The sequence below is a fragment of the Roseobacter insulae genome, assembly GCF_019375555.1.
Classification (GTDB): domain Bacteria; phylum Pseudomonadota; class Alphaproteobacteria; order Rhodobacterales; family Rhodobacteraceae; genus Roseobacter; species Roseobacter insulae.
The window spans coordinates 230,649-254,708 of sequence record NZ_JAHXDN010000004.1; the positions used below are offsets into that span (position 1 = coordinate 230,649).

Below are 24,060 nucleotides of genomic sequence, written 5' to 3' on the forward strand. Positions count from 1 at the left end.
CGCCCCCGAGCAGGTTCATCAACTTCTCAACAGAGTGATTGCGGTGGCCTTTGCCTCTGCCGCGGACGCTTCGGCATGGGACATGGCTGCAACCACGATTGCGCCTTCCTTCAGGATCAGAAGCTGTCTGGCAACGCGATGCGGGTCTGACAGCCCGGCGTCGCGTGCAAGCTTCTCGAAGTGATCGACCAGCAATCGCTTGTGTTCATATGCCTGCACGTTGATGGCATGTTCGCGTTCCTGGAACTCCGCACTCGCCTTGATGAACATACAGCCCTTGAAACCGTCCTCGACAAACCATTCACCGAGTGCGTCGAACATCGCCAGCAGCTGGTCGCCCGGCGTCTCCGCCAACTCCTCCATCCGCCTGTAGAGCCAATTGCGAAAGTTCTCGTCCCGCAAACGAAGCACGGCCAGAACCAGCTCTTCCTTGGTCCTGAAGTGTTTGTAGATTGATGTCTTGGACACCCCCGTTTCCTTGGCCACCAAGTCCATCCCGGTGGCGTGAAATCCGTTTCGATAAAACAGAAGCAGTGCTTTTCGAATCAATTCGGCGCGCTTGTTTTGGCTCATGAGGCTTCTCCGGTTAACTGATCAGTAAATATTTTTCATGCACAAAGAAGTCAAGCAACACACTATACATGAATGGTTTTTATTCAAAATCACTGCAACGCAGGTGTACCCTCGCACGCCACTTAGCTAAAATTCCCTTGATTTCATTAACAGATCGGTCCACATTCATCTCACGACATTAACCGACCTGTTAACCTCGGGAGCCTCGCCATGAAAAAACTCCATATTGCCTTGCCCGCTGTCTTGGCCTGCGCCGCGTTTGGCGTGGCCGCAGCCATTGGCTCGATGGAGACTGACGGGCTTGAAGGCTCCGGTGCCGACTGGCTGGCCCAATACAAGCCGTACATCGAGGATGGCGAAACCATGGTCACCGGTCCCCACAAGGTGTTTGGCCCCGAAACCAACGATCTGGTTCCGCAGCTGCGAAAGCGTGGCATTGACAAGGTCGTCCTTGCCGGAATGTCGGCCAACCTGTGCACCGAGAGCCACATGCGCGAACTTCAGGAACAGGGGTTCGAGGTCATGGTCGTGACCGATGCCACGGCGGCAGCACAACTACCCGATCTTGATGGCTATGCCGCCGCACTCACCAACTTCCGCATGATCGCAAGCCATTTCGCCGACACGGACACCGTTGTCTCCGCCCTGCGAAACGCCCACTGATCCCCCCGGGGTTCGCCCCGTTCCCAACCGGCTGATCCTCTGCCTCCCTCGTCGCCGGTTGGGAAAAAACCGACAGGAAAACAATATGCCAGATCGCCCCCCCTTGCCGCCCTTCACACACCAGTCCGCCCTGAAAAAGGTGCGCGCCGCCGAAGACGCCTGGAACAGCCGCAACCCCGATATTGTCACGCCCGCCTATTCCGACGACAGCCGCTGGCGAAACCGGGCTGAATTTCTCTCCGGCCACGACCAGATTCACGCGTTCTTGACCCGCAAATGGTCGCGTGAACTGGACTACCGCCTCATCAAAGGATTGTGGACATTTGCGGACAATCGCATCGCGGTGCGCTTCGCCTATGAATGGCACGATGATAGGGGCCAATGGTTTCGGTCGTTTGGCAACGAAAACTGGGAGTTCGCACCCGATGGCCGGATGCGCCGCCGGGTCGCGTCAATAAACGACCTGTCGATCCGCGCACAGGACCGCCTGTTTGACTGGCCTCTCGGGCCGCGACCCGAAGACCATCCCGGCCTTGAGCAACTCGACCTTTAGGAGGTGTCACATGGCTGTATCCTTTGCAAAACTCGCCTTCACACCGGACGTACGCGACCAGCAGGACCGCCTCGGGTCGGGCCACTACGCCAAGTTTCTGTCGCCGGATCGGGTCGGCGGCTCCTGCCTTGGCGCTGACGAGACGGCGTTCATTCAGGCGCGTGACGGTTTTTACCAGGCCACAGTATCCGCAACCGGCTGGCCCTATGTGCAGTTTCGTGGCGGCGCTGCAGGCTTCCTGCGGGTGCTCGACGACAAAACGATCGCCTATGCCGACCTGCGCGGCAATCGCCAGTACATCAGCCTGGGCAATCTGTCCGGCAACGACCGCATTTCACTGATCCTGATGGACTATCCGAACGCCCGGCGGCTCAAGATCTGGGGGCGTGCAAAGATGCTTGAACCGATCCCGGCGGACTGGGCGGACCAGAGCGCTGAAGGGATCGCCGCCAAGGCAGAGCGGCTTGTGGTGATCCATGTAGAGGCCTTTGACTGGAACTGCCCGCAGCATATTCCCCGCCGTTTCACGGATTCTGAGGCTCTCCGAAAAGTCGAGGAACTTGAGGCCGAGGCAGCCGAGCTCCGCGCCGCGCTGATGTTGGCGCATGTTACGCCGACGCGCCCCACCTAACCCTTCAACCGCGGGCCGCCTGTTTTAGAACAGGGCTGCAAAACAGCTGCTCCATCAGGGCGTCAGGTCACCATACCGGAGGCCGGGGGCGCACTTGTTTCGGTCGCGGAAAGCGCCCGCGGCACTGCCTGATCAACCTGCGAAATGCGATGTTTGCCCGTGCCGGGACATAGCTGCTGGCCGCTATCTTTCGGCGGGCAGCGTGCCAGCTCCTGAATGGTCGGCTGTCATGGCCCCAAGATCACAGAGACCGGTCTGAGCCATAGCGATGCTCATCTCTTCGCTCAACACATCCCACAATTGCGCCAACCCGGCCTCTCCGCCCGCGGCCATTGCAAATTGCAGGATTCGACCGAAGAAAGTGAAATCCGCGCCGGCGGCCATTGCTTTCAAGGCATCCTCTCCGGACCGAAGCCCGCTGTCAAAGAACAGCGGGTAGTCCGGGCCAAGCGCTGCGCGCATCGCAGGCAGCATGGCAAAGGGCGACGGGGCGCTTTCCAATTGGCGGGCACCGTGACTTGAGACCTGAATACCATCAACGCCTGCGGCTTTCAGGGCCACGGCGTCTTCGACATCCAACACCCCCTTCACAACCAGATTGCCTGACCAGGTATCCCGCAACCGGTTCAGCGTGTCCCACGTTGCGCGGGCCCGGCTTTCGGTGCGGTCGAATTCAAATCCGTCCATCTCGAAATTCGCCATTTGTGGCTTGCCGTGCAGCAGCGCGGAAACGGACCAGCGGGGATGCAGCGCAAAGTCGATGAACTGGCGCGGGCCGATTTTAAACGGCATCTTGAAGCCATGCCGTAGTTCGCGCGGGCGGCGCCCTACCTCGGGGACATCCACGGTCAGGACAAGCGTGTCGTAGCCAGCGTTCTTGGCCCGATCGACCAGCTTGAAGGTTCCCACGCCGTCGCCGCTGAAATAAAGCTGGAACCACGCATTTCCCTGAGCCACCTCGATGATCTTTTCCATCGGTGTCGAGGCCACGGTGGAAACACCGTGAGGCACTTGATATCTGGCCGCAAGCCGCGCCAGCATCAGGTCAGCACCGGGGGCAGAGAGGTTGCACATGCCCATCGGCGCAATCCCGAACGGGCGCTTGGTCAGCTTGCCAAACACGGATATGCCAAGCGCCCGCGCGCTCACATCCCGCAGGATGCGGGGCCGCAGGGTTGCCTGATCGAGGGCGGCACGATTGCGTGCCGCACCAGTTTCCTGCCCCGCGGCCCCGTCGATGTAATCGAACACCATCCACGGCAGACGACGGCGTGCCAGCCGGCGGGCGTCCTCGGCGGAGTGGATGGCGTCGGCGCTCATCAGGCCTGAACGGCCTTCATGAAGCGATCCCTTATCACGACCGGGTCCATGGTGATCACCGGCAGCTTGATATTGCCGCTGTCACACTTGCAGACGATGATCGTCATCTCGTCACTGTCGATGGCGCTTTGCAGAACGGGCCCAAGGTCCTTGTCCTGCACCTCGATCACGTTATCGCAGCCGCAGGCTTTGGCCACGGATGTCAGCGATGTCTTGCGCCCCGCATAGGTCGGCTGGTCGCCGGTGGACCCATATGATCCGTTATCGATGATCAGCAGGGTGTAGTTGCCCGTCGCGTTATTGGCGATGGTTGGCAGGGTGCCCAGATTGGTCAGAACCGAGCCGTCCCCATCGATGGAAATGACAGGTTTGTCCTGTGCAAGGGCCAGACCGAACCCGATTGAGGATGACAGCCCCATCGTGCCCAGCATGTAAAAGTTGGTTGGCTGGTCGTCGATCATATGCAATTCCTGGCTGGGCAGGCCGATATTGCAGACGACAAGGTGATCACGGATGATCGGCGCAATTTCTTTAAGAATTTCAGAACGGATCATTGGTCGCCATAGCCTCCCCAGAAGTTGGCATCCGTCAGGATCGCCACGGGTTTGTTGCACATGAAGGTGTATTTCAGGATCATGTCGAACTCTTCGACATCCGACTGCTTGTGGAAATGGTACGTCGGGATATTCATCTGGGCGAGCAGCGCCTTGGTGTGCACTGCCATTTCCACCTGACAGGCCACCGGCTCACGCAGTTCCCCCCGGTATGAGATCAGCATCGGCAGCGGCATCCGGTAATACTGGATCAACGTGGCGAGCGTGTTGATTGTCACCCCGATGGCCGTGTTCTGCATGATGATCGCCGGCCGTTTGCCGCCCATCCATGCACCCGCGCAAAGCCCCATACCCTCGTCTTCCTTGTTGGAAGGGATGTGGAAGATATCGTCACGTTGATCGATCTCCTCGATCACACCGGCCAGCTGTTTGCATGGCACTGTGGTGATGAAAGAGACATCATTCGCAACAAGATCGCCCGCGATCTTCTTGTCGATATTCATAGTGAGGTTGCCTTTCTGATAAGACGCCAAAAGCGCCTGTTTGGGAATTAAGAGGTTCGGTGCACGTGCACAGCGCAGGGCGCGTGGCGAACGACACGTGATGCGGTCGAGCCCAGAAAGTAGTCGCTGAGCCCGGGCTTGTGAGATCCGATAACGATACAGTCAAATCCATTGGCTGCCGCGTAATCGATAATGGTGCGGGCTGTATGACCGGTCACAAGTTCACCGGAGACACCGCTGACGTCTTTCAGTTTTTCGTTAAGCTGGGCGCGGGCCCGTTTTAGGCCCTCCTCGATGGCATTCTCGTCTAGATAGGCTTTCACCGATCCTTGCGGCGCCTCGTGGACGTGAAGGGCCGCGATCTCGCCGCCCTCGGCGCAAAGCGCTTCCGCGATTTTCAGTGTCTGGGGCGAAATGCCGTGATCGAGCGCCATCGGAACCAGAATTTTCTTGTACATCGTCGGTCTCCCGTTAGTGGATTTACTTCAGCCCCAAGGGGTCAGGATGATTTTCGGAGCAGCCACCTGACCTGCGCGCAGGTCCCTGAAAGCGGTGAACCCGTCGGACAGGGCGCGGGTTTCGAACCAGTTCAGGGGTCCCAGCCGACCGTCGAAGATGGCCTGTGCCGTATCGCGAAAATCCTGCGCGGTGTAGGTATAGGTGCCAATAAAGGTGATTTCCTGCAATGTCATTCGGCGAATATCCAGTCCTCCCAAATCCTCGCCCAACCCAACATGTGCGATCACCCCGCCCGGCGCTGCCAAGGCCGAGGCCACCTCGCGCGTTGCGGCATAGCCAACCGCGTCGATGATCAGATCATAGGCGCCATCCGCTTTTGCCACCGCTTTCTGGCCGCAGTTTTCGGCAAGGAAGGCCCGTCGAGCGTCGTTCGGTTCCGCAATCGTGATGTCCGTGACCCCCATGGCCCGCAGCGCCAGCGCCGCCGCCAGTCCGATGGCACCCCCGCCGATCACCAGCGCCGGCACATCCGGCGCGGTGACCAGCGCACCCAGGGCAAGGCGCGCGGCATGCCAGCTCACGGCAAGGGGTTCCGCCAGGGCCGCTTTTGACAAGGGCACATCGTCCGGGACCGTCACAAGATTGCTGTCCGGCATCGCGATGTATTGCGCAAACGCCCCTTCGCGGGGCGGCATGGAGATGATCTGCCGGTCGGCACACAGGTTTTCACGCCCCGATCTACAGGCCCGGCATGTACCACAATTGACCAAAGGGTTGACCGTGACACGCGCGCCGTCGCGCGGCCCGCCCGCAATCACACCAGCGGCTTCGTGACCAAGAATAAGCGGTGCCGGACGCCGTGCATCATGCCCCAGATAGGCATGCATATCCGAGCCACAGACGCCAACGGCCTCGACCTTGATCAGGTGTTCGCCATCACGCACCAGGGCATCGGGCACATCGCGGAATGCCAACTGCTCCACACCCTCGTAAACCAGAGCTTTCATTTTGCCGTAAACCCCCCATCAACCATCAGGATTTGCCCGGTCACATAGCTGGATGCATCGGAACATAACAACAGCAAGGGTCCATCGATATCTTCCAACCGGCCATTACGCCCGACGCAGGTCTGGCTGGCATTGCGCGCCGCCCGCTCTGGGTCTTCGAAAACAGCCTGTGTCAGTTCGGTAGGAAAGAACCCGGGCCCGATGGCATTGACCGTGATGCCATGCGGGGACCACGCTTCGGCCATAGCGCGCGTCAGTTGCCCGATCCCGGCTTTGGTTGCCCCGTAAGCAATGCCGCCGGGAAAGGCCCGCGTGGTCTGAAGCGAAGCGAAATTTACGATCCGGCCCCACCCCTTGTCTTTCATTGTGGGCACCATGGCCTGACTGATGAAAAATGGTGCCGACAAATTGAGCGCGAGTGTCTGGTCCCATCCCTCGTCCGTCACCTCATCGGCGGCCTGGCGTGTGTTGATGCCCGCGGCATGGACCACGATGTCCGGCGGACCGAAGGGCGCCGACACTGCATCGCGCAGGGCACCAACCGCTGCACGGTCCGCGACATCCGCGGTTACCGTCGCCGCGCGCGCTCCGATTTCTTCGGCCAGGCTGTCCAACGGGTCCTGTCGCCTTGCGACACCGACAACACGCGCACCGGCACCGGCAAGTGCCAGGGCGGCACGCCGTCCCAACCCGGAACTTGCCCCGGTGATGCAAGCCACCCGACCTGTGAGGTCGAAAAGCGAGCGTGGATCAGCCATCTGCGGACAGATCGAAGTTTTCGCCCGGGAAGTATTTCGCCAGCCGAACGTCGGCCGCGCGAGCGTGACCTTCCATACCCTCAAGGCGGGAGATACGGGCCGTCGCTTCCGCCACCGCCTTGGACCCGTCGCGCGTGGCCTGCTGCCACGTGACGATTTTCATGTACTTGTGAACGCTGAGGCCCCCGGTGTAGCTGGCGGCCCCGGACGTCGGCAGAACGTGGTTGGTGCCGGTTGCCTTGTCGCCGTAAGACACGGTGGTCTCTTCCCCAAGAAAGAGCGAGCCATAGCACGTCAGCCGGTCGAGCCACCAAGGAAGATCCCCGGCCTGCACCGTCAGGTGCTCAGGTGCGTATTCATCCGAACAGGCCGCCATGTCTTCCCGGTCCGCGCAGACAATCACTTCGGCATAGTCACGCCACGCGGCAAAGGCGTTGTCGCGGTTCACTTGTGGCAGATCGTCGATCAGGCCCGGCACAAGTTCCATCACCTTTTCGGCCAGCCCGCGATCATCGGTAACCAGCCAGACAGGCGAGTTGTAGCCGTGCTCGGCCTGGCTGACGAGGTCCGTCGCGACAACATGCGCATCCGCCGAGGCATCAGCCAGAACGAGGCTGTCGGTGGGCCCAGCGATCATGTCGATACCAACGCGGCCAAACAGAATGCGCTTGGCCTCGGCCACGAACTGATTGCCCGGCCCAACCAGAATATTCGCCTTCGGCAGGCCGAAAAGGCCGAAAGACATGGCCGCCACGCCTTGCACGCCACCCAGCGCGAGGATCTTGTCCGCGCCGCAGATATGCGCTGCATAAACGATGGCCGGTGCAACGCCGGTATCGGGCCGCGGCGGCGAACAGGCGGTGATATGGCCACAGCCCGCCACCTTGGCGGTGGTCACGGTCATGATTGCACTGGCAATGTGGCTGTAACGGCCTCCCGGCACGTAGCAGCCTGCGGCATCCACGGGGATCACCTTCTGCCCGGCGGTGAAACCCGGAACGATTTCCATCTCGACATCCGATACGGTCGACTTCTGGATTTCGGCGAAGCGGCGCACGTTGTCGTGGGCAAAGCGGATGTCCGCCTTGAGTTTTTCCGGAACAAGCGCGCAGGCCGCCTCGATCTCCTCTGCGGTCAGCATGACATTGCCGTCGTATTTGTCGAACTTGGCCGCGTATTCCATCGCCTTCGCATCACCACCCGCTTCAATGTCGTCGAGGATGGATTTCACCGTCTCATGCACCTGGGTTGCATCCGATTTGGCGGTGAGGGTCGCTTTTTTCAGGTAGTCGCGTGTCATTGTAAGGGGCTTCCTACTTATAAATATCGGGCAGTAGTGTTGTCGAGATGGCCGGGACATAGGCGATCAGAAGGACGACAACAAACATGCACAAGACGAAGGGCACGGCTCGGGCCGCGATTTTCAGGATACTTTCACCGGTAATACCGGACACCACAAAGAGATTCAGCCCCAGAGGCGGCGTGATGAAACCCACGCCCAGAGCTGTAATCATCATAATGCAGAATTGGATCTCATTCATACCGATATTATCGGCAAGTGGTTTCAGGATCGGTGCGAGGATGACGATGTTCGGGGTTGTCTCCATTACACAGCCGGCAGCGATCAGGATACCGATCATCAGCAGGATCAGGAGCCACGGCTCGTCCGTCAGCGAGGTGACGGATGTAACAAAGCCCTGCGGCACGCCCATGATTGCCAGCGCTTCGGCCAAGGGCGCCGAGAAGGCGATGATTGGCAGGATCACGCCATTCACCTTGGCAGAGCTGACCAGCATGGCCGGGAAATCCGCCAGCGACAGGGTACGCAGGATGAACCCCATCGCGATGGTCACAACAACGGCGGTCGCACCCGCTTCTGTCGGCGTCAGGCGCCCAGAGAAGATGCCGTAGAAGATGATGCCGGGCACGATGAAGGCATACCAGCCCGATTTCAGGGACCGGCCCAGATTGGCGAACCATTCGCCCGCCGTCATCATGCCGCCGCCTTCATAGTTGTAGATGCGGTTCACGATCAGGTTGGTGATCAGGATCGAAAGCAAGATGGCAAGACCCGGGATCAGCGCGGCAAGAAACAGGGTCGAGGCCGATATGCCCAACACCAGACCAATGATGATATAGGCGATCGACGGAGGGATAAGGATGCCGGTGCAGGCACCCGCCGCAACCAGCGCGCAGGCGTAGGGTCGCGGGTACCCGCTTTCGACCAGGCGGTCGATTGTCATGCGACCGACGGCTGCGGCCCCTGCCGCGTCAGACCCGGAGATTGCCGCGAACATGCCGCAGACCAATACCGTGGCCGAACCAAATCCGCCCTTGGCGAAACAGGTGAGCGCTTCGGCCACATCCAGAAATTTTCGCGACAACCCGGTGCGCACCAGCACGTCACCCGTCAGGATAAAGAGCGGTACAGCAGTCAGCGCGAAAGCATCAATGCCCGCAAAGAGGCTTTCGCCTACAAGGCTGAGAGGCAGATCGCCCGACATGAAGAGCATTGTGATGGCGGCAACACCGATGGCAGCCCACACGGGCACCGCCAGTGCGATGAGAGCCACGAACAATATGACGGGCAGATAGAAATCCCACCCCAGTTCAACTGTTTGATTAACTGTATTCCAAAGCATTTCAGGTATCCTTAATCAAACAGCTTGTCGCCCTCAAAAACGGGCTTGCCGTCGATGAGGGATCTTAAATCGCGCCGGAAAGACTGCAGCAGCCGCCAGATCATCAGCGCAAAGCCAGCAGGGACGGCCATCAGGAACCAGACCTTGGAAACACGCAGCCCGTCGGTGACGGAGCCAAATTTGGCGGAGACATGCACCGCTTCGTAGGACCAGTAGAGTGCGATGACGGCGACAAAGAACATCACCATGTCGCCAAAGATGTAAAGCAGCGCCTTGGGGCGCGGTCCGAGGTAGTGCATCAGAACATCGATGCGGATGTGGGCGCGCTCCTTTACGGCTGCGGCAGCGCCGATCCATGCCAGATAGATGAAGGAATACCGAACGATCTCTTCGCCCCAGATCGACGAGTAGGCAAACAGCTCTCGTCGCAGCACTTCGATCGCCATCGTGATGACCAACATCACGTAGAAGACCAACAGCAGCCAGCGCTCGGCGTCGCGGTCAATTGTTTTCAGTATTCCCATCTCTTTCGCTCCGGAACCCGGCATCATGATACCGCCCGGCCGAAACCGGCCGGTGGCGTGTGATGCAATTTGAGGAAAGGCCGGACGTCGACAACCGACGTCCGGCAGATCAGATTATGCGTCGTGTACGTAGTATTTGCCTTGCGTGCTCGCAGCTTCCTCGAGTTTGGCGAAGGCATCCATCGACCCGGCGAGGTCTTTCTTGAACTCGTCCCACTCGGGCCGCTGGTAACCGCCCGCGGCCTGCCACTCGCCCAGCTGGTCGTCGCTGAGGCTGTGGAATTCAACACCGGCCTTGGCCAGCTCCGCCATGGCGTAGGCCCGGGCTGACGGCACCTTGGACAGGTTCTGGTGCGCGGTCATCTCCGCCCCCCACATGATGCCTTCCTGCACGTCGGCCGGCATCGAGTTGAACCATTCGAGGTTGCACGAATAAACCTGGCTGTCGGGGACCGCCTGTGTGAAGGTCACATGGCTCAGGATATCCTTGAAACCGAAGACAAAGAGCGCACCCACGGATGGATCGAGCGCATCCGCTACCCCTTGCTTGATGGCAGAGGGCGTTTCACCCCAGGCGACCGGTGTCGGGTTCGCGCCGACCATGCGATAGTACTGCTGCAACATCTTGGAACCGGGTACGCGGAATTTGATTCCAGAGAGGTCCGACGGGCTGAGAACAGCACCGGCGCCACCCTTGCGCACAGCGACAACACGGGGATCGATATTCACGTAGAACAGGGCCTTGAAACCCGCGGCCTCGATCTTGGGATGGACTTCGCTGTTCCAGTGGTCGGAGTTGACAAGGTTCGTGAAACGCTGGTTGGAGCCACACAGGTAGGGCATGTTGATCAGGTCAACGGTCGATGCGAACGGAGCGAAGTTGGACAGCGAGTGCTGCGCCGCCTGAATCGTCCCACCCTGCACTTTCTGCACAAGCGAGCCACCTGCGCCCAACTGGCCACCCGGTGCCAGCTTGACATAGACTTTGCCACTCGTGGCGTTCTGAATGTTTTCCTTGAGATCCAGCTGCATGATCGGGTAGCTGCGTGACGCACCCAGCACGTAGGCCGTGGCAATCGTCATCACGTGGTCTGCGGCCTTTTCGCGCTCGCGCTCTTCATTCGCGGTCTGCGCGGCAGCTTCAGACGACCAAAGAACGCCGCCTGCACCCGCGACAACAGCCGCCGTAAATGCGCCGCTGGCACTCAGCTTAAGGAAGTTGCGGCGCTCGGCAGAGGCAAGCTCGCGTTTCTCATTATCCATTCAGTAATCCTCCCGGTGGGTAAATTTAGCTGCCGTTCTTGTTGTCGCGGTCAGCTTCTCTTTTCAGAATCGCAACAACGAACAGGATCGCGGCCACGAACAGAACCAACATTTCACCTACGTCACCCAGAAATGCGCTGCCTGCAAATGCGCCCAGAACAACGTTTGCAAAGTAGATCACAAAGACGACGATGGAAGCTGCAAGAAACATGGCCGGGTCCTCCCGAGGCGGTCGATTCTGACCTTAGTGTAAACGCTTACATTTTAAATGCAAGCGTTTACACTTGATGTGCCGCCGTTATCCTTTAGTTTCAGCGGCAAGCCCTTTACTAAGCAACTGAGCACAAATCGAAATATAGGTTCGGAATGACAGACACCGCCGCCCCTCCCACATTGGACGACGTTGCACGCCTTGCTCGTGTTTCGACGGCAACGGTGTCACGGTGCATCAACAGCCCTGACCGGGTCGCCGCTTCAACCCGCGCCCGCGTGGAAACCGCAATAAAAACATTGGGCTACACGCCAAATTTCGCCGCGCGTTTCATGGCCGCCAAGAGGACGTTCACGATCGGCGCGATCATACCCACCATGGAAAACGCGATCTTCGCCCGCGGTCTGCAGGCTTTTCAGGAAGAGCTGCACCAGCGTGGGTACACCCTGCTGGTTTCTAGTTCTGCATATAAGGCGGAAGCTGAAGAAGAGCAGATCCGAACCCTTGTCGCACGTGGGGCAGATGGGCTCTTGCTGATCGGACATGACCGTGATCCGCAGATTTACGATTATCTGGCGCAACAGCACGTACCGGTCCTGGTGGCATGGTCTTACAGTGAAACAGCGCGTGTCCCCTCGATCGGCTTTGACAACCGCGCGGCCATGCGCAGTCTGGCCGAACGCATGATCGCCCTTGGGCACAAACGGATCGCCATGATCTCGGGGATCAGCGAGCAGAATGACAGGGCCCGATTGCGTATTGAGGGCGTCAAGGATGCCATGGCGGCGCATGGGCTTGATCCGGAACGGCTGGCCCCGGTGGAGCTGCCGTATGATGTACACAGCGGGGCGGCTGCATTTGTGGACCTCATGTCGCATAGTCCGCGCCCCAGCCTCGTCCTGTGCGGAAACGACGTCCTGGCAGTCGGCGCGCTGCGCGGGGCACACCAGCTGGGACTCAAGGTCCCAGAAGACGTTTCCATCACCGGCTTCGACGACATCGAATTGGCCCAGGTTGTCACACCTGAACTGACAACGGTGCATGTCCCCCATCGCGAGATGGGACGAAAGGCAGCTCAGGAACTTGTCGGCATGGTGGAGGAAAAACGCCAGGGTGTGTCCGAGAAACTGGAAACAACCATCATGGAGCGTTCTTCGGTGAGCATCCTTCGGGATCAATCCGAGTAATATGCTCCGGCAGTAAGTCATCACGCTTGCTGACAGAACCGCCGGGCACCGGGACATAAGCGGGTGGTATGCGTGTCATTCAATCTTTGTCCATCGGCGCAAAGCTCGGTCACGGAGCGCCGGGCCCAGACCCCGGGCTGCGCGACACGCACTTTCCGCTGGGCCGTTATCATCATTTAAAGGGCTCTTCATAAAGCGATAGACGTCTGGCCAACAACGGACGGCAGATAGTCTGGTTCCTCGAAAGCCTACTTGCAAGCAGGGTCGAAAATGCGGGCTGATATCACCGCGTATCATGACGCTCTCGCCCGGCTGCTTTCGGATCGCTCACATCATGCCATCTTGGGGTATTGGCGCGACCTGTGGACATCGCGATGCCCTTCAATGATGGAAATATCGTTGGGTGGACACCATCGAGAGGCTCAACTTGGCGAGTTGGCCTTGCCCCCCATAGTGGATTGTATGACAGGGGAAACTCGCGCACAAACGCAGGTTGAAACGTTGGGGAGTTTATTCCCGTCCCAGTCTGTGATTTACGAAGATGGAAAACTTGAGGACCACGAAGATGAAGTTCGATCTTAAAACCATGTCGCGAAAGCAACTCGAAAAGCTCCGCTCCGACGTCGATGCCGCCCTTGAAAAAACGATCGAAAGAGAACGAAAAGCAGCGCGCATTGCCGTCGAGAAAGCGGCAAAGGCACACGGCTTCACCCTCGCGGAAATCGCAGCAGATGCAAAACCCGCCAAGACAAAGCGTAAGGTTTCAACGAAAGCCAAGGCGACGTCCCCTGCGAAATATGCGAACCCCGAGGACAAGTCTCAGACCTGGAGCGGCAAGGGACGCCAGCCGGTTTGGTTCAAGACGGCACTCGCATCCGGAAAAAAAGCCGAGCAACTGTTGATCTGAGGATCGGCGGCCCAAGCGGCCCTCCGCGACTCTATTCTTCGCAGTTCCGCAGCGTTCGCATTGCTGCTAATCGTGCATCGCCGATCGGCGAGTGCGAGTCTTTATTGGGTGAGAGTGCGGCTTTCCACATCTGCGGCTGCGTGTGAAGTTGTCGATGGAAATGACGTGCCGACGGCGGGCCGTGACGGTCTTGCACGCGAACCGGCGCATTAAAACCGGTGAAGTCGCTGCTGCTGCTTGGGCAAGTCGCGGTTATTGGACCTGCGCGACCTGAAGCAGTTTCCGGGCACGCCACAGGCTCATTCAATAGCCCATCGGCGACCGCCCCAGCAGACGCAAAGCCATGTTTCGCCCGGCGCGGAGCACCGGATACAGCAGGCGGGACCGAGCCTCGTTTCGGAAAACGGCATATGTAAAACGGTTAAAGAGACCGGACCGGGAACTCATCAGGGCCAGACGGTGCAGGCTATCCGCGCCATGAAAAAAAGCGCCATCCATGTGCAGGACGAACCCTTCGTCCAACTGGTAACCGAGGTCCCGCACATGCGCCACCTCCGGGCCGCCGTCCCGGGCATTGATAAGGCGAAGCTCACCCATCACCGCCCGCAGACGGGCCATGCGAACGTATTGTGTGCAAAACGGACACTCGCCATCATAGATCAGATATGCGTCGCTCACTGCGGGCTCCCATACGGGCAAGGGGCAAAACACGCGGCCCCGGGTTCGCACTCAAGATAGGTCACCGAAGGCCTCAGGTGAAGGGACCGGAGGCCGGGCGGTGACTTTACCACCGGCAAACTGTCCTCTGTCCGCATGCTGCGCGTTGGCGAGACAGATAAAACCCTGCTAACGTTCCAACTGTCTGCGGTTGCAATGCGTCACCGTTGTGCGGGGAGATTAAATGCGGATGTTTCGTATTCGGGCGGCGAGCGAGATTGAGCCAAGCCACTGTTTTCTGGTGTTCTATACGGTTGCGCTGCTGGCGGACGTCGATGACATCATCCTGCGCGCTTCGGGCCTGATCATCGCGGCTTTGTGCCTGTGGGTAGTCCTCTGCCTGAACAGGATCAGCTTTCTCGTCTTGCTCTTGGCCACGACTGCCCAATTCGTGATTTTCGAACTTCCCGATACCGAAAACCACACGAATCTGCTGATTTTTACCAATATCAGCATGATCCTGTGCATCCTGTACTCATACACGCGGGCGGATCGGGGCAACATGGATGTATTCGCGGCGGCAGCGCTTCCGATTGCGCGGTTGTCGATTATCGCCGCGTTGTTTTCCGCCGGGCTTCACAAATTCAACTATGACTTCATCAACCCCGCTGTGTCCTGCATCCGGCAGTTCGGGGGCGACATATTCCAGGTCTTCACAAGCGATTTTTCCGGGTTCGGACCCGCGCCCCTGACCGTGCTTCTGGGAATGCTGCTGGTTGTTGCGGTACTGCTCTGGCTGCAACGTCCGCATCTCGCCATGCCACCTGTGGACTGGCCGGGCTTGCTGCCGCCACTGGCGATCATCCTGCTTGGCATGGTGGGCCTTGCCTTCCTCTCGGGCGGGCTCGGCACCAGCGCGTATGACTATCTCATTTTCGTGATCGCGGTGGCCGTTCTCAGTTGGCAACTGGTCGAGGCCCCGCTCTTGCTTTTGCCAAAATTCCAATGGTTTGCCTTGTGTTTTTCCTTGCTGGTCCACCTGCAACTCGCCGTGCTCAGGATCGTCGATTTTCAGGCGATTGCGATCGCGCTTATCATTGCCTTTGTGCCCGCAACGGTCTGGGATGCATGGAAACGCCAGGCACTGGCGCGGATCGGTCCGTTTCAGGTTCATCGCCTGCGTCTGTTCTTTGCGATGAACCTTGCAGGCACGGCGATCATGTTCGCGCAGGGTCTCGACCTTATCGACTGGCCGCGACCACTGACCGCGTGGGGGCTCCTGTTCATTGGCGGGCTGCTGGTCATGCTCTGGCCGGTGATCAGTGACCTCTTTTCGCCGGCGCGCGGTTGGAGATGGGAGGGTGTGCCGGTTCTCCAGGGACAGGTGCCGACATGGCTTTATGTGATGCCGGTGCTTGTTTTGATGTTTGGCCTGACATCACATATGGGCCTGCGGACGGCGGGCAACCTGTCGATGTACAGCAATCTGCGGACCGAGCTTGGGCAGAACAACCACATCATTCTTGGTGCCAGCCCGTTGAAATGGGCGGGCTATCAGGAGGACGTGGTTCATATCATCGATATCGGTGACACCGCGACCATCAGTGGCGTGCTTGACCGCTGGGGTCCGCTTGAAGGCAACTACCTGCCTGTCGTTGAGTTTCACAAGCTAATGTGGCGATGGCGCGAACGCGGTGAAACCGTCCCGATGACCGTCGAATATGCGGGGGTCACCACGACCTCGGACAATCTGCCGCTCGACCCGGCGTGGCGGGTGGACAACTGGGATTGGGAGATGCGCGTGATGGATTTTCGCGTCATCGAAAGCGGAGACGGCCCGAACCACTGCCGCTGGTAGATGCGACGAGACGCTCAGTCGTTTGGCGTGACATCAAAGCGTTCGCGGATCGCGCGCCCCATTATCTGACCAAAGTCTTTGGTGACCTGCACAAGTTCTTCCTCAACCGCATCACCCAGTCGCTCGAACCGCAGAGCGGTGGCCCGCTTCAGAACAAATGCGTCATGTTTGCCCAGAAGGCCGTTCTCAAGGGTTTCCGGGAGTTCCTGCCCGGCAATCAGCCCATGGGCGGAGAGAAACCGGTTGCCCAGCGGCGAGACAAAACCGTGAAGACGGATGGAGCGAAGCCGTCCCTCGACGATCTCCGCCGGGGCGAAACCCTGATAGTTCACCCGACGCTTTCCATCGAACAACCCCAAAAGCCAGTTCCCGGCGACATCCCGGAACACGTCGGGTACCGCCTCCCCGCTGTCGGGGAGGCCAAGCGCCGCGCGCGCTTCGGCTTCTGTATCGAAGCGGCCGATGACCACCGCGCGGCCCTTGTCGATCTCGGCGAGTTTGACAACAAGGTTGGGCCAGCGATCCCCGCGATGTGGTGGGATGAACAGCGACCGGCCCCATTCCACCGTGGCAAGCCGGGTGTCGATGCTGTCCACCAGCCGGGAATACCAGACCTGCACCAGCTCCTTGTCGTGCACCCAATGCATCATCGGGGTCATGAATACCGGGCGGTAGATCACATGCAGGCTGTCTCTCGGCAAGGGATCGGGCATCCGTGACACAAGACGAACACCGGGGATGGGCGGTAGTGTTCCATAGCTTTGAACCGGCTCGATCTGGACGCCCAGTTCTACCGACGCCAGGCGCACTTCCTCTAACTGTGCCTCTGACCAGCGCCGCGCATAGAGAGTGATTGTACGAAATCCGTGCTCGTCGGCAACTTCGGCCAGACCAGAGAGCACCGGGTCAATCGGCTCCGGATAGATGGCGCGCCGCATTTCGCGCATCGCCGGTCCGATGTTGTTTTCGATCAGGTAATAGCGCCCGTCGAACCGGTTGAGATCGATGCCGAGATGGAGGCCGATCAGAGCATTGCGTTCAGGGTCATGCCAGTAGTTCCGGTAAACGGGCTTTTCGCGGAACCTCAGGTCGGTCTGCAGCGCCGCAAGATGGGCGCGTCCGGGATGTTGGGGCCAGTGTCCGGCGCCGGCGCCTTGCAGAAGGTCATTCAGGAAATTGCCCGCGCGAAATAGATGTTTTCCCCACCCCCCTCGCGTCAGCCCGAACCGCATGAGCGGAACGTCGAGCCGTTCGCGCCAGGCCTGCGCCAGGTCCACGCGACGTGCAATGGAGCGGCTGATCCGCGGGGGCAAAGGTCGCTGATCTGAAAACTCGAATGGCACAGGTATTGCTCGGCACTCCGCTTGCAGGGGCAGGCTATCACGCCGCCGGGTGAATTGCGCGCGAAAATTTGTCTGGTCAGATGTCGCCGCTCTGCGCCGCTGTCGATTTGTGGCGCAAGGACCGCCATGCAGCGCGGATTTCACGAACCGTTGCAGGCGCAGCAATGGGCAGCGCCACCCCAAACGCGGCCGCGCCAATCACCACAGAGGCAATCAGCCGCCAGAGCGGCAGAACGTCTGCGAGGATCGTGTACTGCGCCAGCAGGACCGTCGCTGCCATGACCAGCGCCGCAAGCAGGTTCGGCAGGACGCTCCGGCCCGCCGCCTGAAGGGTGAAACCCGTGGTTCGCCGTAACTGACGCAGATGCAGGGGCAGCATGACGTAGGATCGGCACAGGAGAATCGCAACGGCCCCGGCAGCCGTTGTCACAGGCAGAACCACCAGAAGCGTGCCAAGCAGCGCGGTCGACGTCAGTGCGAGGCGTGCGACGGTGCCCGCCTTGCCGAAGGCATACTGTGCGCCCATGTTGACCCGCATTATGGCCATGGCAGGGATCGCGAGGGCCATCATCTGAACGAGCGGGATGGCGGGCATCCACTGCGCGCCCAGAGCGAGAGGCACGAGATCGCCGGCCACAAGGCAGAAACCGATGGCGGCCGGACAGGCAACGCTTGTCAGCAGGGTAAGACCAATCCCAAGCGCATTGCGTAACCGCGGCAGATCGCCCCGGAGTTCGCGCACGGATGGCAGTACAGCCTGACCGGCGGGATTGATCAGCAGGCTGCGCAGCAGGCCGCGAAGATCGACCGACAATGTATAATGCCCCACCGCTTCAGCGCCGGCGCGGCTGCCAATGAACACGCGGATCATGTAGAAATCGGCGAATTTGCTCAATTGCGCAAGGAGCGCATTGGGAACGAAGTCGCGAAGGCCTGACAGTCCTGCCCGCGACACCTGAAAGCCCGGCCGCCAGCCAGCGTGCCACACAAGACCGGCGGTCATGAAGAGCCGTGAGACAAGCTGGTTGGCGACCAGCGCCCAAACCCCGGCGCCCCCAAAGGCAAGCGCTATGCCCGCCATACCTCCGGCTATGGCCCCGGCATTGGAGGATAACGCGATCGCGCGAAAGTCAAAGCGCCGGATCAGGATCGCGCGCGGCACCGTTCGCAGGGCGGCAAGGGGATAAAGCGCCAGCAGCCAGAGCGCCAGTTGGGCGATCTGGGGCGTGTCGAACAAGGCCGCGTGATAACGCGCACCAATCGCCATGCCGCCCGCCACGAGAACCGACACCGAGAGCACGAGCCAGAATACGCTGTCGTAATGCGTCTGGGCGACCGTATCGCGCCGAACAAGCGCCTGTGTCCAACCGCCCTCGACAATCAGGAAGTCAGCGAGGATCGTCAGGGTCAGGGCAAGCGCGACAAGGCCGAAATCCGCCGGGCCCAGAAGACGCGCGAGCACTATGAAAACCGCGATCCTGACGCCCTGATTGACAAGCGTCTTCGAGACGCCCCAGAACGCGCCGCGCATCGCAAGTTGCAGTGAAAAAACAGGATCTTGTGGCATCGGTCACGGTGTTCAGTTCAGGCATTGTACCTGTCCGGCCCATGTCAGACCAGCCTCAAGCCCGCAAAAAAGTCGAAATCAGCCAGTCACTGTGCCCTTATGGCCGGTATGTCGATAACGAGGATCGGCATGACACAACCGGGCACAGCGGTCAGGTGGCCGCGGTCGATCCGACTTTTCACAGCCTTGCCGACCGGATGCGCGCGCTTTTTCCGGACGCGCAGAATCCCTATGGGTCTCGGCAGACCGAGGGGGTCGACGGCGGCGTGTTGCCCTGCAAGCTCGTTTGTTTTGTTTTCCGGTTGTTCGGCAGAGAGCGTCCGGGACATCCCACACGCAGCGCTTTGATGCCTGCACCTGATACTCCCGCGCGGCCGTTTTCTGGGTGCCCCACACGCCACCGCCTGCCGTCATCCATCGTTCCGGCCTTATCCGGGCCACACCGCCCAAGAGTGGGGCGCGCAATGTGTCCGGGGCAAGCGCGACCATGTATCAGCTCTCATTCTGCCGGCCCGGGTGGCAGACAGTCCAGCTATCTTCGGCGCAGGCATACTACTGCCGACTCTGTGACCCGGCGATCACTGCGCCCCGGTGTCAGGGCGGCAACGGCCCGAACATTATGCTTGCGCCACTGCCGCGATGCCCAAAGGTTTCTTTTTTGGAACCAGAACGTTGACATGGTCACCCGCACTCCCCACCATTGGCCCGGAGGGGAAGCCCGGGGGATTGCTAAGCTGCGGTATCGACTGCGAACCGCATGCCGTTCCAACCCGGGATCGTTTTTGTGTGAGGGTGGTCGCATCGACACGACAATTGCACATTGCCGCGATCGGCCGGATGACTGAGCGTCGCCCGGCCATTGTCATCGGCGCTCATGCAAACGGCACGGGCGTTATCCGGTCGCTTGGCCGGTGTCGCATCCCTGTCTATGCGGTTCAGACGCTGCGTTCGGATATGGGCCACTATTCGAAATACGTAAAGCAAAGCTTCTCGCTTCTGGAAATTGCGTCCGACCCGGATGTTTTGGTGGATTTTCTGGAGAGCCATCTGGACCTTTGGAAAGGAGCTGTGCTGATCCCCACCAATGACCACGCGTTAACCGGAATGGCGAAAAACCATGCCCGGCTGTCAGAGAATTTCCGGCTGACATGTCCGCCCTGGGAGATCGTCGAGCGCGTGATCGACAAATCGCAAACCGTCGCCTCGGCGCGGGAGGTGGGTATTGCGGTGCCCGAGGTTTACGGAAAGGCAACCGCCGATTTTCAAGGCGCGTCCGAACTGGACTATCCGGTTCTTGTGAAACCCATCCAAGGGCATCAGTTTGCCCATGTCTTCAACAAAAAACTGTTCCAGGTCGAGAATGCAGAAGAACTCGCCGGGGTTATCGCAATGGTGGAAGCGGAAGGTTTTGACTGCGAGATCGTGGAATTCGTCGTCGGGCCGGAAACCGCGATTCAGCACTTTCAGGTGTTCATCGATGCGAATGGTGCGCCGCGGGGGGCTTTCACCTATCGCAAGCTGCGGCAGGAACCCCCTGTTTTCGGGGTCGCGCGGGCCTGCGAAACCTACGACGCGCCCGAGCTTCATGACCTCACGCTCGCGCTGCTGGAGCGGATCGAATGGCGGGGCATTGCCAGCGTTGCCTTCAAGCAGGACATCCGCAATGGCCGTCACTACCTGATGGAAATCAACGGACGCAGTCCGCTCAGCCACGGTCTGGCGCTCAAGGCGGGTCACAACTATGCGCTTATGGCCTATTGCGAGGCGGCGGGCCAAGAGATGGAAGGCGACAATCCGAACGGCTGGCAGGGTGTCTGGATCCACCTGCATGCTGATTTTTTCTCGACCGTCAAAAGCCTGAGACGCGACGATTTCAGTTTCCGGGAGCTTTTGGCAAGTTACAGGCGCCCCAAGACATTTGCCGTCTGGTCACGTGACGATCCAAAACCGTTTGTTCAGCAATGGTGGTGGTCCCTGAAGAAAACCCCCAGATGGCTGGTCACCCAGGCCAGCAAAATCGGCGCTTTCGCGCGCGATGAACGCGGGAGCTTTCCCGGTCGTCTGCTGGAGCAGACAGGCGCGGATTGCGCGCAAGGGGATGCCGCGCTGAGTGCGTCACTTGCACGGCGCACGCGCTTCGCAGATTCCTGCCGGCTGGGGATTGACCGGATCAGGATGAAGCTGCGCCTCCCCCGCCGTATGGCGGAAATCCAATGGGGGTATTACGGCGCCGTGACGGCCTTCGACATCATCGAAGCGCTGCGCACCCTTGGCCCGGTGCCCAGTCCCGGACGGCCGCACGCGGCCGCGCTGGCGTCATCCGCACGGCTTGATCAGACGCCCGAGTACCGGGCCTATTGGTACGACCGTGATAAACATGCGTTGGTCGGCACCCTGGTTGGTCTTGATCTGCATCGCTTCAACGGGCGGTACTATGCGCTTGAGTGCAATCTCACCGCGGGCCTGATGCCCGAGCGACGGGTGTTGTATTCCGAAGACATCGATCCCTTCATCGTGGGCCTGGCCGAAATGGCCAAGCGCCAGAAGTTCAAAAAAATCGTCCTTCACCGCCGGTCGTGGCGGACTGAGCACTTGCGCGAATTCGAAGCGGCGGCCAAAGCCTATGATATCGAGATCATGCCCTGCTCAGCGATGCACGAGACCGGCGACCCCCTTGTCAATCCCATGATAGGCTTGCCGCGCGATCTGGAGCGGGACACGCTTTACGTTGTCTCAACCGCGTTGAGTGAAAGCGCGACCTTCCAGTTTTTGCATCAGAAAAGCCAGTTTGACCGCTGGTTGCCCGAGGCCCTGGACCGGCGCGTGGCCAAGGGCGGCAGGTTGGCACCTGTTCCGGGCGGTCGCGGGCCGGAGGTACCGGTTTTAACAGACGATCCGCGCTGGCCAAACCTCGTCGTCAAACTCGCGAATTCCGACGAGGGCCGCGATATTCTGTTTGGCCGCTTCACATCCCCGGTGGCCGCGCGGCGCGCACTTGGGCTAAGCGCCGACGGGGCCGGGGTTCCGCGCCAGTTCCTGCGGGGCCCGGTCCGGAACATCGCGCAACGGGTTTTCCCCCACGCGCTCTCCGCCGTTTTTCAATCCTTCGTGCCGCCGGAAGATGAAGACGGCTATCCCAAGATGATGCGCATGGAAGCCTTCATTTCGCCTTTGGAGGATCTGTTCCTGTCAGCGCATGGCACGGTCGGGGGGGAGTTGATACCCACATCCATGCCGGTGGATCAGCCCGTGATGAAATCGCCGCTCAACGTCAGTGTGCCGCCCGGCAGGTTCGTCAGGCTTGATCCTGGTACAGAGGCGGAACTGGCAGATGTCGCCCAGGAATTCGGTGGCTGTGCACGCGCGGCGATCTCCGGCAGATTTCATATCGTTCCGGACGACTGAGCCATGCCCATGCCGCCGACGGCGATTATTCTCGGTGCCCGGTTCCCTGCGCTCGGCATTATCTCGTCTCTCTCGGCAGAGGGCATCCCCTGCGTTGTCTGCGAAACCCGGCGGCTGCAGGCGGCTTGGTCGCGGCGGGCGTCGTTCCGGCGAATGCCGGATCCAAGGTCCGATCCGGAAGGTGCCGCGGCACGGGTCGCCGACATTGCCCGGGAAGTCGGGCGCGATGGGCAGGTGCCTGTCCTGATCCCGACCGACGACCATTTTGCTCAGCTTCTTGCCACATTTTCAGAACAGCTCGCCCCGGTTGCGACCATCTGTGGCGCTGCATCGGACGCGGTTGCGCTGATCACCGATCAATTGCGCTTTGCATCCTGGGCTTTGGAGCGCGGTCTCGATGTACCGCGCTCCGTGATGGCCAGCGCTTTCGAGTGCCAGCTACCCTTCCCAATCATCGTGAAACCGCTGAATTTCTCGTGTTTTCTTGCGCTGGACGCAGAACTGCCGACGGGCGTGCGGCATTCGGATTTGCGCTTCCGCAAGATCGAAAGCGCCGAAGACTGGGCAGACTTCAGAGCGCGACACGCCGGGATACTCGAGCATTTCGTGGTTCAGGAGTTTGTGCCCGGCAGCAGCGAGGACATGTACTCGATCGGCATCTATGCAGACCGGACCGCCGCGGTACGGGGAATTTTCGTAGGCCGAAAACTGCATGGGTTTCCCGCCGCTTACGGGAATACGATCCTTGGGCAAAACGATGAGGTACCCGACACGCTTCTCGACGAGGTAAGATGGATCGTGTCACAGCTTGGCTATAACGGGATTGCCGAGTTCGAGTATCGGCGAGAGCCAGGTTCGGACCGGTTTCGGTTGATAGAAGTGAACCCGCGCGCATGGAGCTGGATTGCCGCCACCAAAGCGTCACAGGCTGACATCCCGCTAATGGCCTATCAGGATCTGACGGGAGCGCGGATCGTGGATGCCGTGGATAATTCTGATCCCGGACGCATCAAGGCGGTGCGCGCCTTTCCGGATCTGATCAACGTCCTGTGGCGTTACCGTGCGGATGCGCCGGATTGGGTTATGTCGCCTCTCGCCTGGAGAAGAAAACTCAAGGCACGAAATCTGGTCGTTATGGAGTTTAATGGCTTCGACCCCCTGGTGTCGCTCTATTGCGCGGCTCTGGCAATTCGGGACCTCATTAAGAATGAGCGCTAGGGGCCGCCCTTTCCGACCATCGTGTCCGCAGCGGCCCCGGGAAATCGACGCGTGGGTAACCGGTTTATACTGTCACGAAATTGCGCCAACCTGAGAATAGATCCGCCTCGCCGCGCGTAATGCAAGTGTAAGCGGCGTATCTGGCGCGGCTCAAGCATTCGCAAAGGATTCCAATATGAAGTTAATTACCGTGCATCTCTTGCCGATGGCGACCGCAGCCTGACACTGCCCGGATCCGGATGCAAGCACGGCAATTG

At 59.9% G+C, this 24,060-nt stretch carries 23 protein-coding genes; 8 read left to right on the forward strand and 15 right to left on the reverse strand.

Going from position 1 to position 24,060, the window contains the following annotated elements:
* Positions 1-18 precede the first annotated feature (18 nt).
* Complete coding sequence (locus KX928_RS15315) at positions 19-573, reverse strand: TetR/AcrR family transcriptional regulator (RefSeq protein WP_219504390.1); 555 nt, start codon at positions 571-573, stop codon at positions 19-21.
* A 210-nt stretch (positions 574-783) separates the two neighbouring features.
* Here KX928_RS15315 and KX928_RS15320 point away from each other — a divergent pair, with 210 nt between their 5' ends.
* The 3 genes from KX928_RS15320 to KX928_RS15330 all read left to right on the forward strand — a co-directional run bounded on the left by KX928_RS15320 (position 784) and on the right by KX928_RS15330 (position 2,420).
* Positions 784-1,236: a cysteine hydrolase family protein gene (locus KX928_RS15320; protein ID WP_219504393.1), complete on the forward strand. Its 453-nt coding sequence runs from the start codon at positions 784-786 to the stop codon at positions 1,234-1,236.
* Between the two features lie 85 nt (positions 1,237-1,321).
* The gene (locus KX928_RS15325; RefSeq protein ID WP_219504395.1) at positions 1,322-1,789 is read left to right on the forward strand and encodes a nuclear transport factor 2 family protein; all 468 of its coding nucleotides are present in this window, start codon (positions 1,322-1,324) and stop codon (positions 1,787-1,789) included.
* A gap of 10 nt (positions 1,790-1,799) precedes the next feature.
* Complete coding sequence (locus KX928_RS15330; RefSeq protein WP_219504397.1) at positions 1,800-2,420, forward strand: pyridoxamine 5'-phosphate oxidase family protein; 621 nt, start codon at positions 1,800-1,802, stop codon at positions 2,418-2,420.
* A 183-nt stretch (positions 2,421-2,603) separates the two neighbouring features.
* On the opposite strand, the gene KX928_RS15335 is transcribed toward KX928_RS15330, so the two are convergent.
* The 11 genes from KX928_RS15335 to KX928_RS15385 all read right to left on the reverse strand — a co-directional run bounded on the left by KX928_RS15335 (position 2,604) and on the right by KX928_RS15385 (position 11,661).
* Positions 2,604-3,740, reverse strand: coding sequence for an alpha-hydroxy acid oxidase (locus KX928_RS15335; RefSeq protein WP_219504399.1), 1,137 nt, complete (start codon positions 3,738-3,740; stop codon positions 2,604-2,606).
* Positions 3,740-4,294 (reverse strand): sulfopyruvate decarboxylase subunit beta, encoded by a 555-nt coding sequence (gene comE / locus KX928_RS15340; protein WP_219504401.1) that lies wholly within the window; start codon positions 4,292-4,294, stop codon positions 3,740-3,742. The genes KX928_RS15335 and comE overlap by 1 nt, the downstream gene beginning before the upstream one ends.
* The gene (locus tag KX928_RS15345; protein ID WP_219504403.1) at positions 4,291-4,797 is read right to left on the reverse strand and encodes a sulfopyruvate decarboxylase subunit alpha; all 507 of its coding nucleotides are present in this window, start codon (positions 4,795-4,797) and stop codon (positions 4,291-4,293) included. The genes comE and KX928_RS15345 overlap by 4 nt, the downstream gene beginning before the upstream one ends.
* A gap of 47 nt (positions 4,798-4,844) precedes the next feature.
* On the reverse strand, positions 4,845-5,255 hold the full coding sequence (locus tag KX928_RS15350; protein WP_219504405.1) for a universal stress protein: 411 nt from the start codon (positions 5,253-5,255) through the stop codon (positions 4,845-4,847).
* Between the two features lie 27 nt (positions 5,256-5,282).
* Positions 5,283-6,263, reverse strand: a complete 981-nt coding sequence (locus KX928_RS15355; protein WP_219504407.1) for an alcohol dehydrogenase catalytic domain-containing protein — start codon at positions 6,261-6,263, stop codon at positions 5,283-5,285.
* Positions 6,260-7,021: an SDR family NAD(P)-dependent oxidoreductase gene (locus tag KX928_RS15360; RefSeq protein ID WP_219504410.1), complete on the reverse strand. Its 762-nt coding sequence runs from the start codon at positions 7,019-7,021 to the stop codon at positions 6,260-6,262. Before KX928_RS15360 ends, KX928_RS15355 begins: the two co-directional genes overlap by 4 nt.
* Positions 7,014-8,321, reverse strand: coding sequence for a histidinol dehydrogenase (gene hisD / locus KX928_RS15365; protein WP_219504420.1), 1,308 nt, complete (start codon positions 8,319-8,321; stop codon positions 7,014-7,016). The genes KX928_RS15360 and hisD overlap by 8 nt, the downstream gene beginning before the upstream one ends.
* Positions 8,322-8,334: 13 nt before the next feature.
* Positions 8,335-9,663, reverse strand: a complete 1,329-nt coding sequence (locus KX928_RS15370; protein ID WP_219504421.1) for a TRAP transporter large permease — start codon at positions 9,661-9,663, stop codon at positions 8,335-8,337.
* An 11-nt stretch (positions 9,664-9,674) separates the two neighbouring features.
* Complete coding sequence (locus KX928_RS15375) at positions 9,675-10,187, reverse strand: TRAP transporter small permease (protein ID WP_219504422.1); 513 nt, start codon at positions 10,185-10,187, stop codon at positions 9,675-9,677.
* A 114-nt stretch (positions 10,188-10,301) separates the two neighbouring features.
* Positions 10,302-11,450 (reverse strand): TRAP transporter substrate-binding protein, encoded by a 1,149-nt coding sequence (locus KX928_RS15380; RefSeq protein WP_219504429.1) that lies wholly within the window; start codon positions 11,448-11,450, stop codon positions 10,302-10,304.
* Positions 11,451-11,475: 25 nt separating this feature from the next.
* Complete coding sequence (locus tag KX928_RS15385; RefSeq protein ID WP_219504430.1) at positions 11,476-11,661, reverse strand: hypothetical protein; 186 nt, start codon at positions 11,659-11,661, stop codon at positions 11,476-11,478.
* A 155-nt stretch (positions 11,662-11,816) separates the two neighbouring features.
* Between KX928_RS15385 and KX928_RS15390 the strand changes: the two genes are divergently transcribed.
* Positions 11,817-12,848 (forward strand): LacI family DNA-binding transcriptional regulator, encoded by a 1,032-nt coding sequence (locus KX928_RS15390; RefSeq protein WP_219504432.1) that lies wholly within the window; start codon positions 11,817-11,819, stop codon positions 12,846-12,848.
* Positions 12,849-13,413: 565 nt separating this feature from the next.
* Positions 13,414-13,755 carry an H-NS histone family protein gene (locus KX928_RS15395; protein ID WP_219504434.1) on the forward strand — a complete coding sequence of 114 codons (342 nt, stop codon included), beginning with the start codon at positions 13,414-13,416 and terminating at the stop codon, positions 13,753-13,755.
* Positions 13,756-14,058: 303 nt separating this feature from the next.
* Here KX928_RS15395 and KX928_RS15400 read toward each other — a convergent pair whose 3' ends face one another.
* Positions 14,059-14,433: a DCC1-like thiol-disulfide oxidoreductase family protein gene (locus KX928_RS15400; RefSeq protein WP_219504436.1), complete on the reverse strand. Its 375-nt coding sequence runs from the start codon at positions 14,431-14,433 to the stop codon at positions 14,059-14,061.
* A gap of 223 nt (positions 14,434-14,656) precedes the next feature.
* On the opposite strand from KX928_RS15400, the gene KX928_RS15405 reads away from it, so the two are divergent.
* Positions 14,657-16,270 (forward strand): hypothetical protein, encoded by a 1,614-nt coding sequence (locus KX928_RS15405; RefSeq protein ID WP_219504437.1) that lies wholly within the window; start codon positions 14,657-14,659, stop codon positions 16,268-16,270.
* A 14-nt stretch (positions 16,271-16,284) separates the two neighbouring features.
* Here the strand turns inward: KX928_RS15405 and KX928_RS15410 are convergent, their stop codons facing one another.
* Both KX928_RS15410 and KX928_RS15415 read right to left on the reverse strand, forming a co-directional pair.
* Positions 16,285-17,613, reverse strand: coding sequence for a hypothetical protein (locus tag KX928_RS15410; RefSeq protein WP_219504438.1), 1,329 nt, complete (start codon positions 17,611-17,613; stop codon positions 16,285-16,287).
* Positions 17,614-17,689: 76 nt separating this feature from the next.
* Complete coding sequence (locus KX928_RS15415) at positions 17,690-19,180, reverse strand: oligosaccharide flippase family protein (protein ID WP_219504439.1); 1,491 nt, start codon at positions 19,178-19,180, stop codon at positions 17,690-17,692.
* Positions 19,181-20,017: 837 nt separating this feature from the next.
* Between KX928_RS15415 and KX928_RS15420 the strand changes: the two genes are divergently transcribed.
* Positions 20,018-22,585 carry a carboxylate--amine ligase gene (locus KX928_RS15420; protein WP_219504440.1) on the forward strand — a complete coding sequence of 856 codons (2,568 nt, stop codon included), beginning with the start codon at positions 20,018-20,020 and terminating at the stop codon, positions 22,583-22,585.
* 3 nt (positions 22,586-22,588) lie between these two features.
* Entirely contained in the window at positions 22,589-23,803 is a 1,215-nt protein-coding gene (locus tag KX928_RS15425; RefSeq protein ID WP_219504441.1) for a carboxylate--amine ligase, read from the forward strand.
* Positions 23,804-24,060 lie beyond the last annotated feature (257 nt).

What these genes read in the sequence shown, in the direction of transcription:
- KX928_RS15315 (WP_219504390.1), bottom strand. Translation starts at nt 573, where the DNA reads ATGAGCCAAAACAAGCGCGCCGAATTGATTCGAAAAGCACTGCTTCTG.
- KX928_RS15320 (WP_219504393.1), top strand. Translation starts at nt 784, where the DNA reads ATGAAAAAACTCCATATTGCCTTGCCCGCTGTCTTGGCCTGCGCCGCG.
- KX928_RS15325 (WP_219504395.1), top strand. Translation starts at nt 1,322, where the DNA reads ATGCCAGATCGCCCCCCCTTGCCGCCCTTCACACACCAGTCCGCCCTG.
- KX928_RS15330 (WP_219504397.1), top strand. Translation starts at nt 1,800, where the DNA reads ATGGCTGTATCCTTTGCAAAACTCGCCTTCACACCGGACGTACGCGAC.
- KX928_RS15335 (WP_219504399.1), bottom strand. Translation starts at nt 3,740, where the DNA reads ATGAGCGCCGACGCCATCCACTCCGCCGAGGACGCCCGCCGGCTGGCA.
- comE (WP_219504401.1), bottom strand. Translation starts at nt 4,294, where the DNA reads ATGATCCGTTCTGAAATTCTTAAAGAAATTGCGCCGATCATCCGTGAT.
- KX928_RS15345 (WP_219504403.1), bottom strand. Translation starts at nt 4,797, where the DNA reads ATGAATATCGACAAGAAGATCGCGGGCGATCTTGTTGCGAATGATGTC.
- KX928_RS15350 (WP_219504405.1), bottom strand. Translation starts at nt 5,255, where the DNA reads ATGTACAAGAAAATTCTGGTTCCGATGGCGCTCGATCACGGCATTTCG.
- KX928_RS15355 (WP_219504407.1), bottom strand. Translation starts at nt 6,263, where the DNA reads ATGAAAGCTCTGGTTTACGAGGGTGTGGAGCAGTTGGCATTCCGCGAT.
- KX928_RS15360 (WP_219504410.1), bottom strand. Translation starts at nt 7,021, where the DNA reads ATGGCTGATCCACGCTCGCTTTTCGACCTCACAGGTCGGGTGGCTTGC.
- hisD (WP_219504420.1), bottom strand. Translation starts at nt 8,321, where the DNA reads ATGACACGCGACTACCTGAAAAAAGCGACCCTCACCGCCAAATCGGAT.
- KX928_RS15370 (WP_219504421.1), bottom strand. Translation starts at nt 9,663, where the DNA reads ATGCTTTGGAATACAGTTAATCAAACAGTTGAACTGGGGTGGGATTTC.
- KX928_RS15375 (WP_219504422.1), bottom strand. Translation starts at nt 10,187, where the DNA reads ATGGGAATACTGAAAACAATTGACCGCGACGCCGAGCGCTGGCTGCTG.
- KX928_RS15380 (WP_219504429.1), bottom strand. Translation starts at nt 11,450, where the DNA reads ATGGATAATGAGAAACGCGAGCTTGCCTCTGCCGAGCGCCGCAACTTC.
- KX928_RS15385 (WP_219504430.1), bottom strand. Translation starts at nt 11,661, where the DNA reads ATGTTTCTTGCAGCTTCCATCGTCGTCTTTGTGATCTACTTTGCAAAC.
- KX928_RS15390 (WP_219504432.1), top strand. Translation starts at nt 11,817, where the DNA reads ATGACAGACACCGCCGCCCCTCCCACATTGGACGACGTTGCACGCCTT.
- KX928_RS15395 (WP_219504434.1), top strand. Translation starts at nt 13,414, where the DNA reads ATGAAGTTCGATCTTAAAACCATGTCGCGAAAGCAACTCGAAAAGCTC.
- KX928_RS15405 (WP_219504437.1), top strand. Translation starts at nt 14,657, where the DNA reads ATGCGGATGTTTCGTATTCGGGCGGCGAGCGAGATTGAGCCAAGCCAC.
- KX928_RS15415 (WP_219504439.1), bottom strand. Translation starts at nt 19,180, where the DNA reads ATGCCACAAGATCCTGTTTTTTCACTGCAACTTGCGATGCGCGGCGCG.
- KX928_RS15420 (WP_219504440.1), top strand. Translation starts at nt 20,018, where the DNA reads ATGACTGAGCGTCGCCCGGCCATTGTCATCGGCGCTCATGCAAACGGC.
- KX928_RS15425 (WP_219504441.1), top strand. Translation starts at nt 22,589, where the DNA reads ATGCCCATGCCGCCGACGGCGATTATTCTCGGTGCCCGGTTCCCTGCG.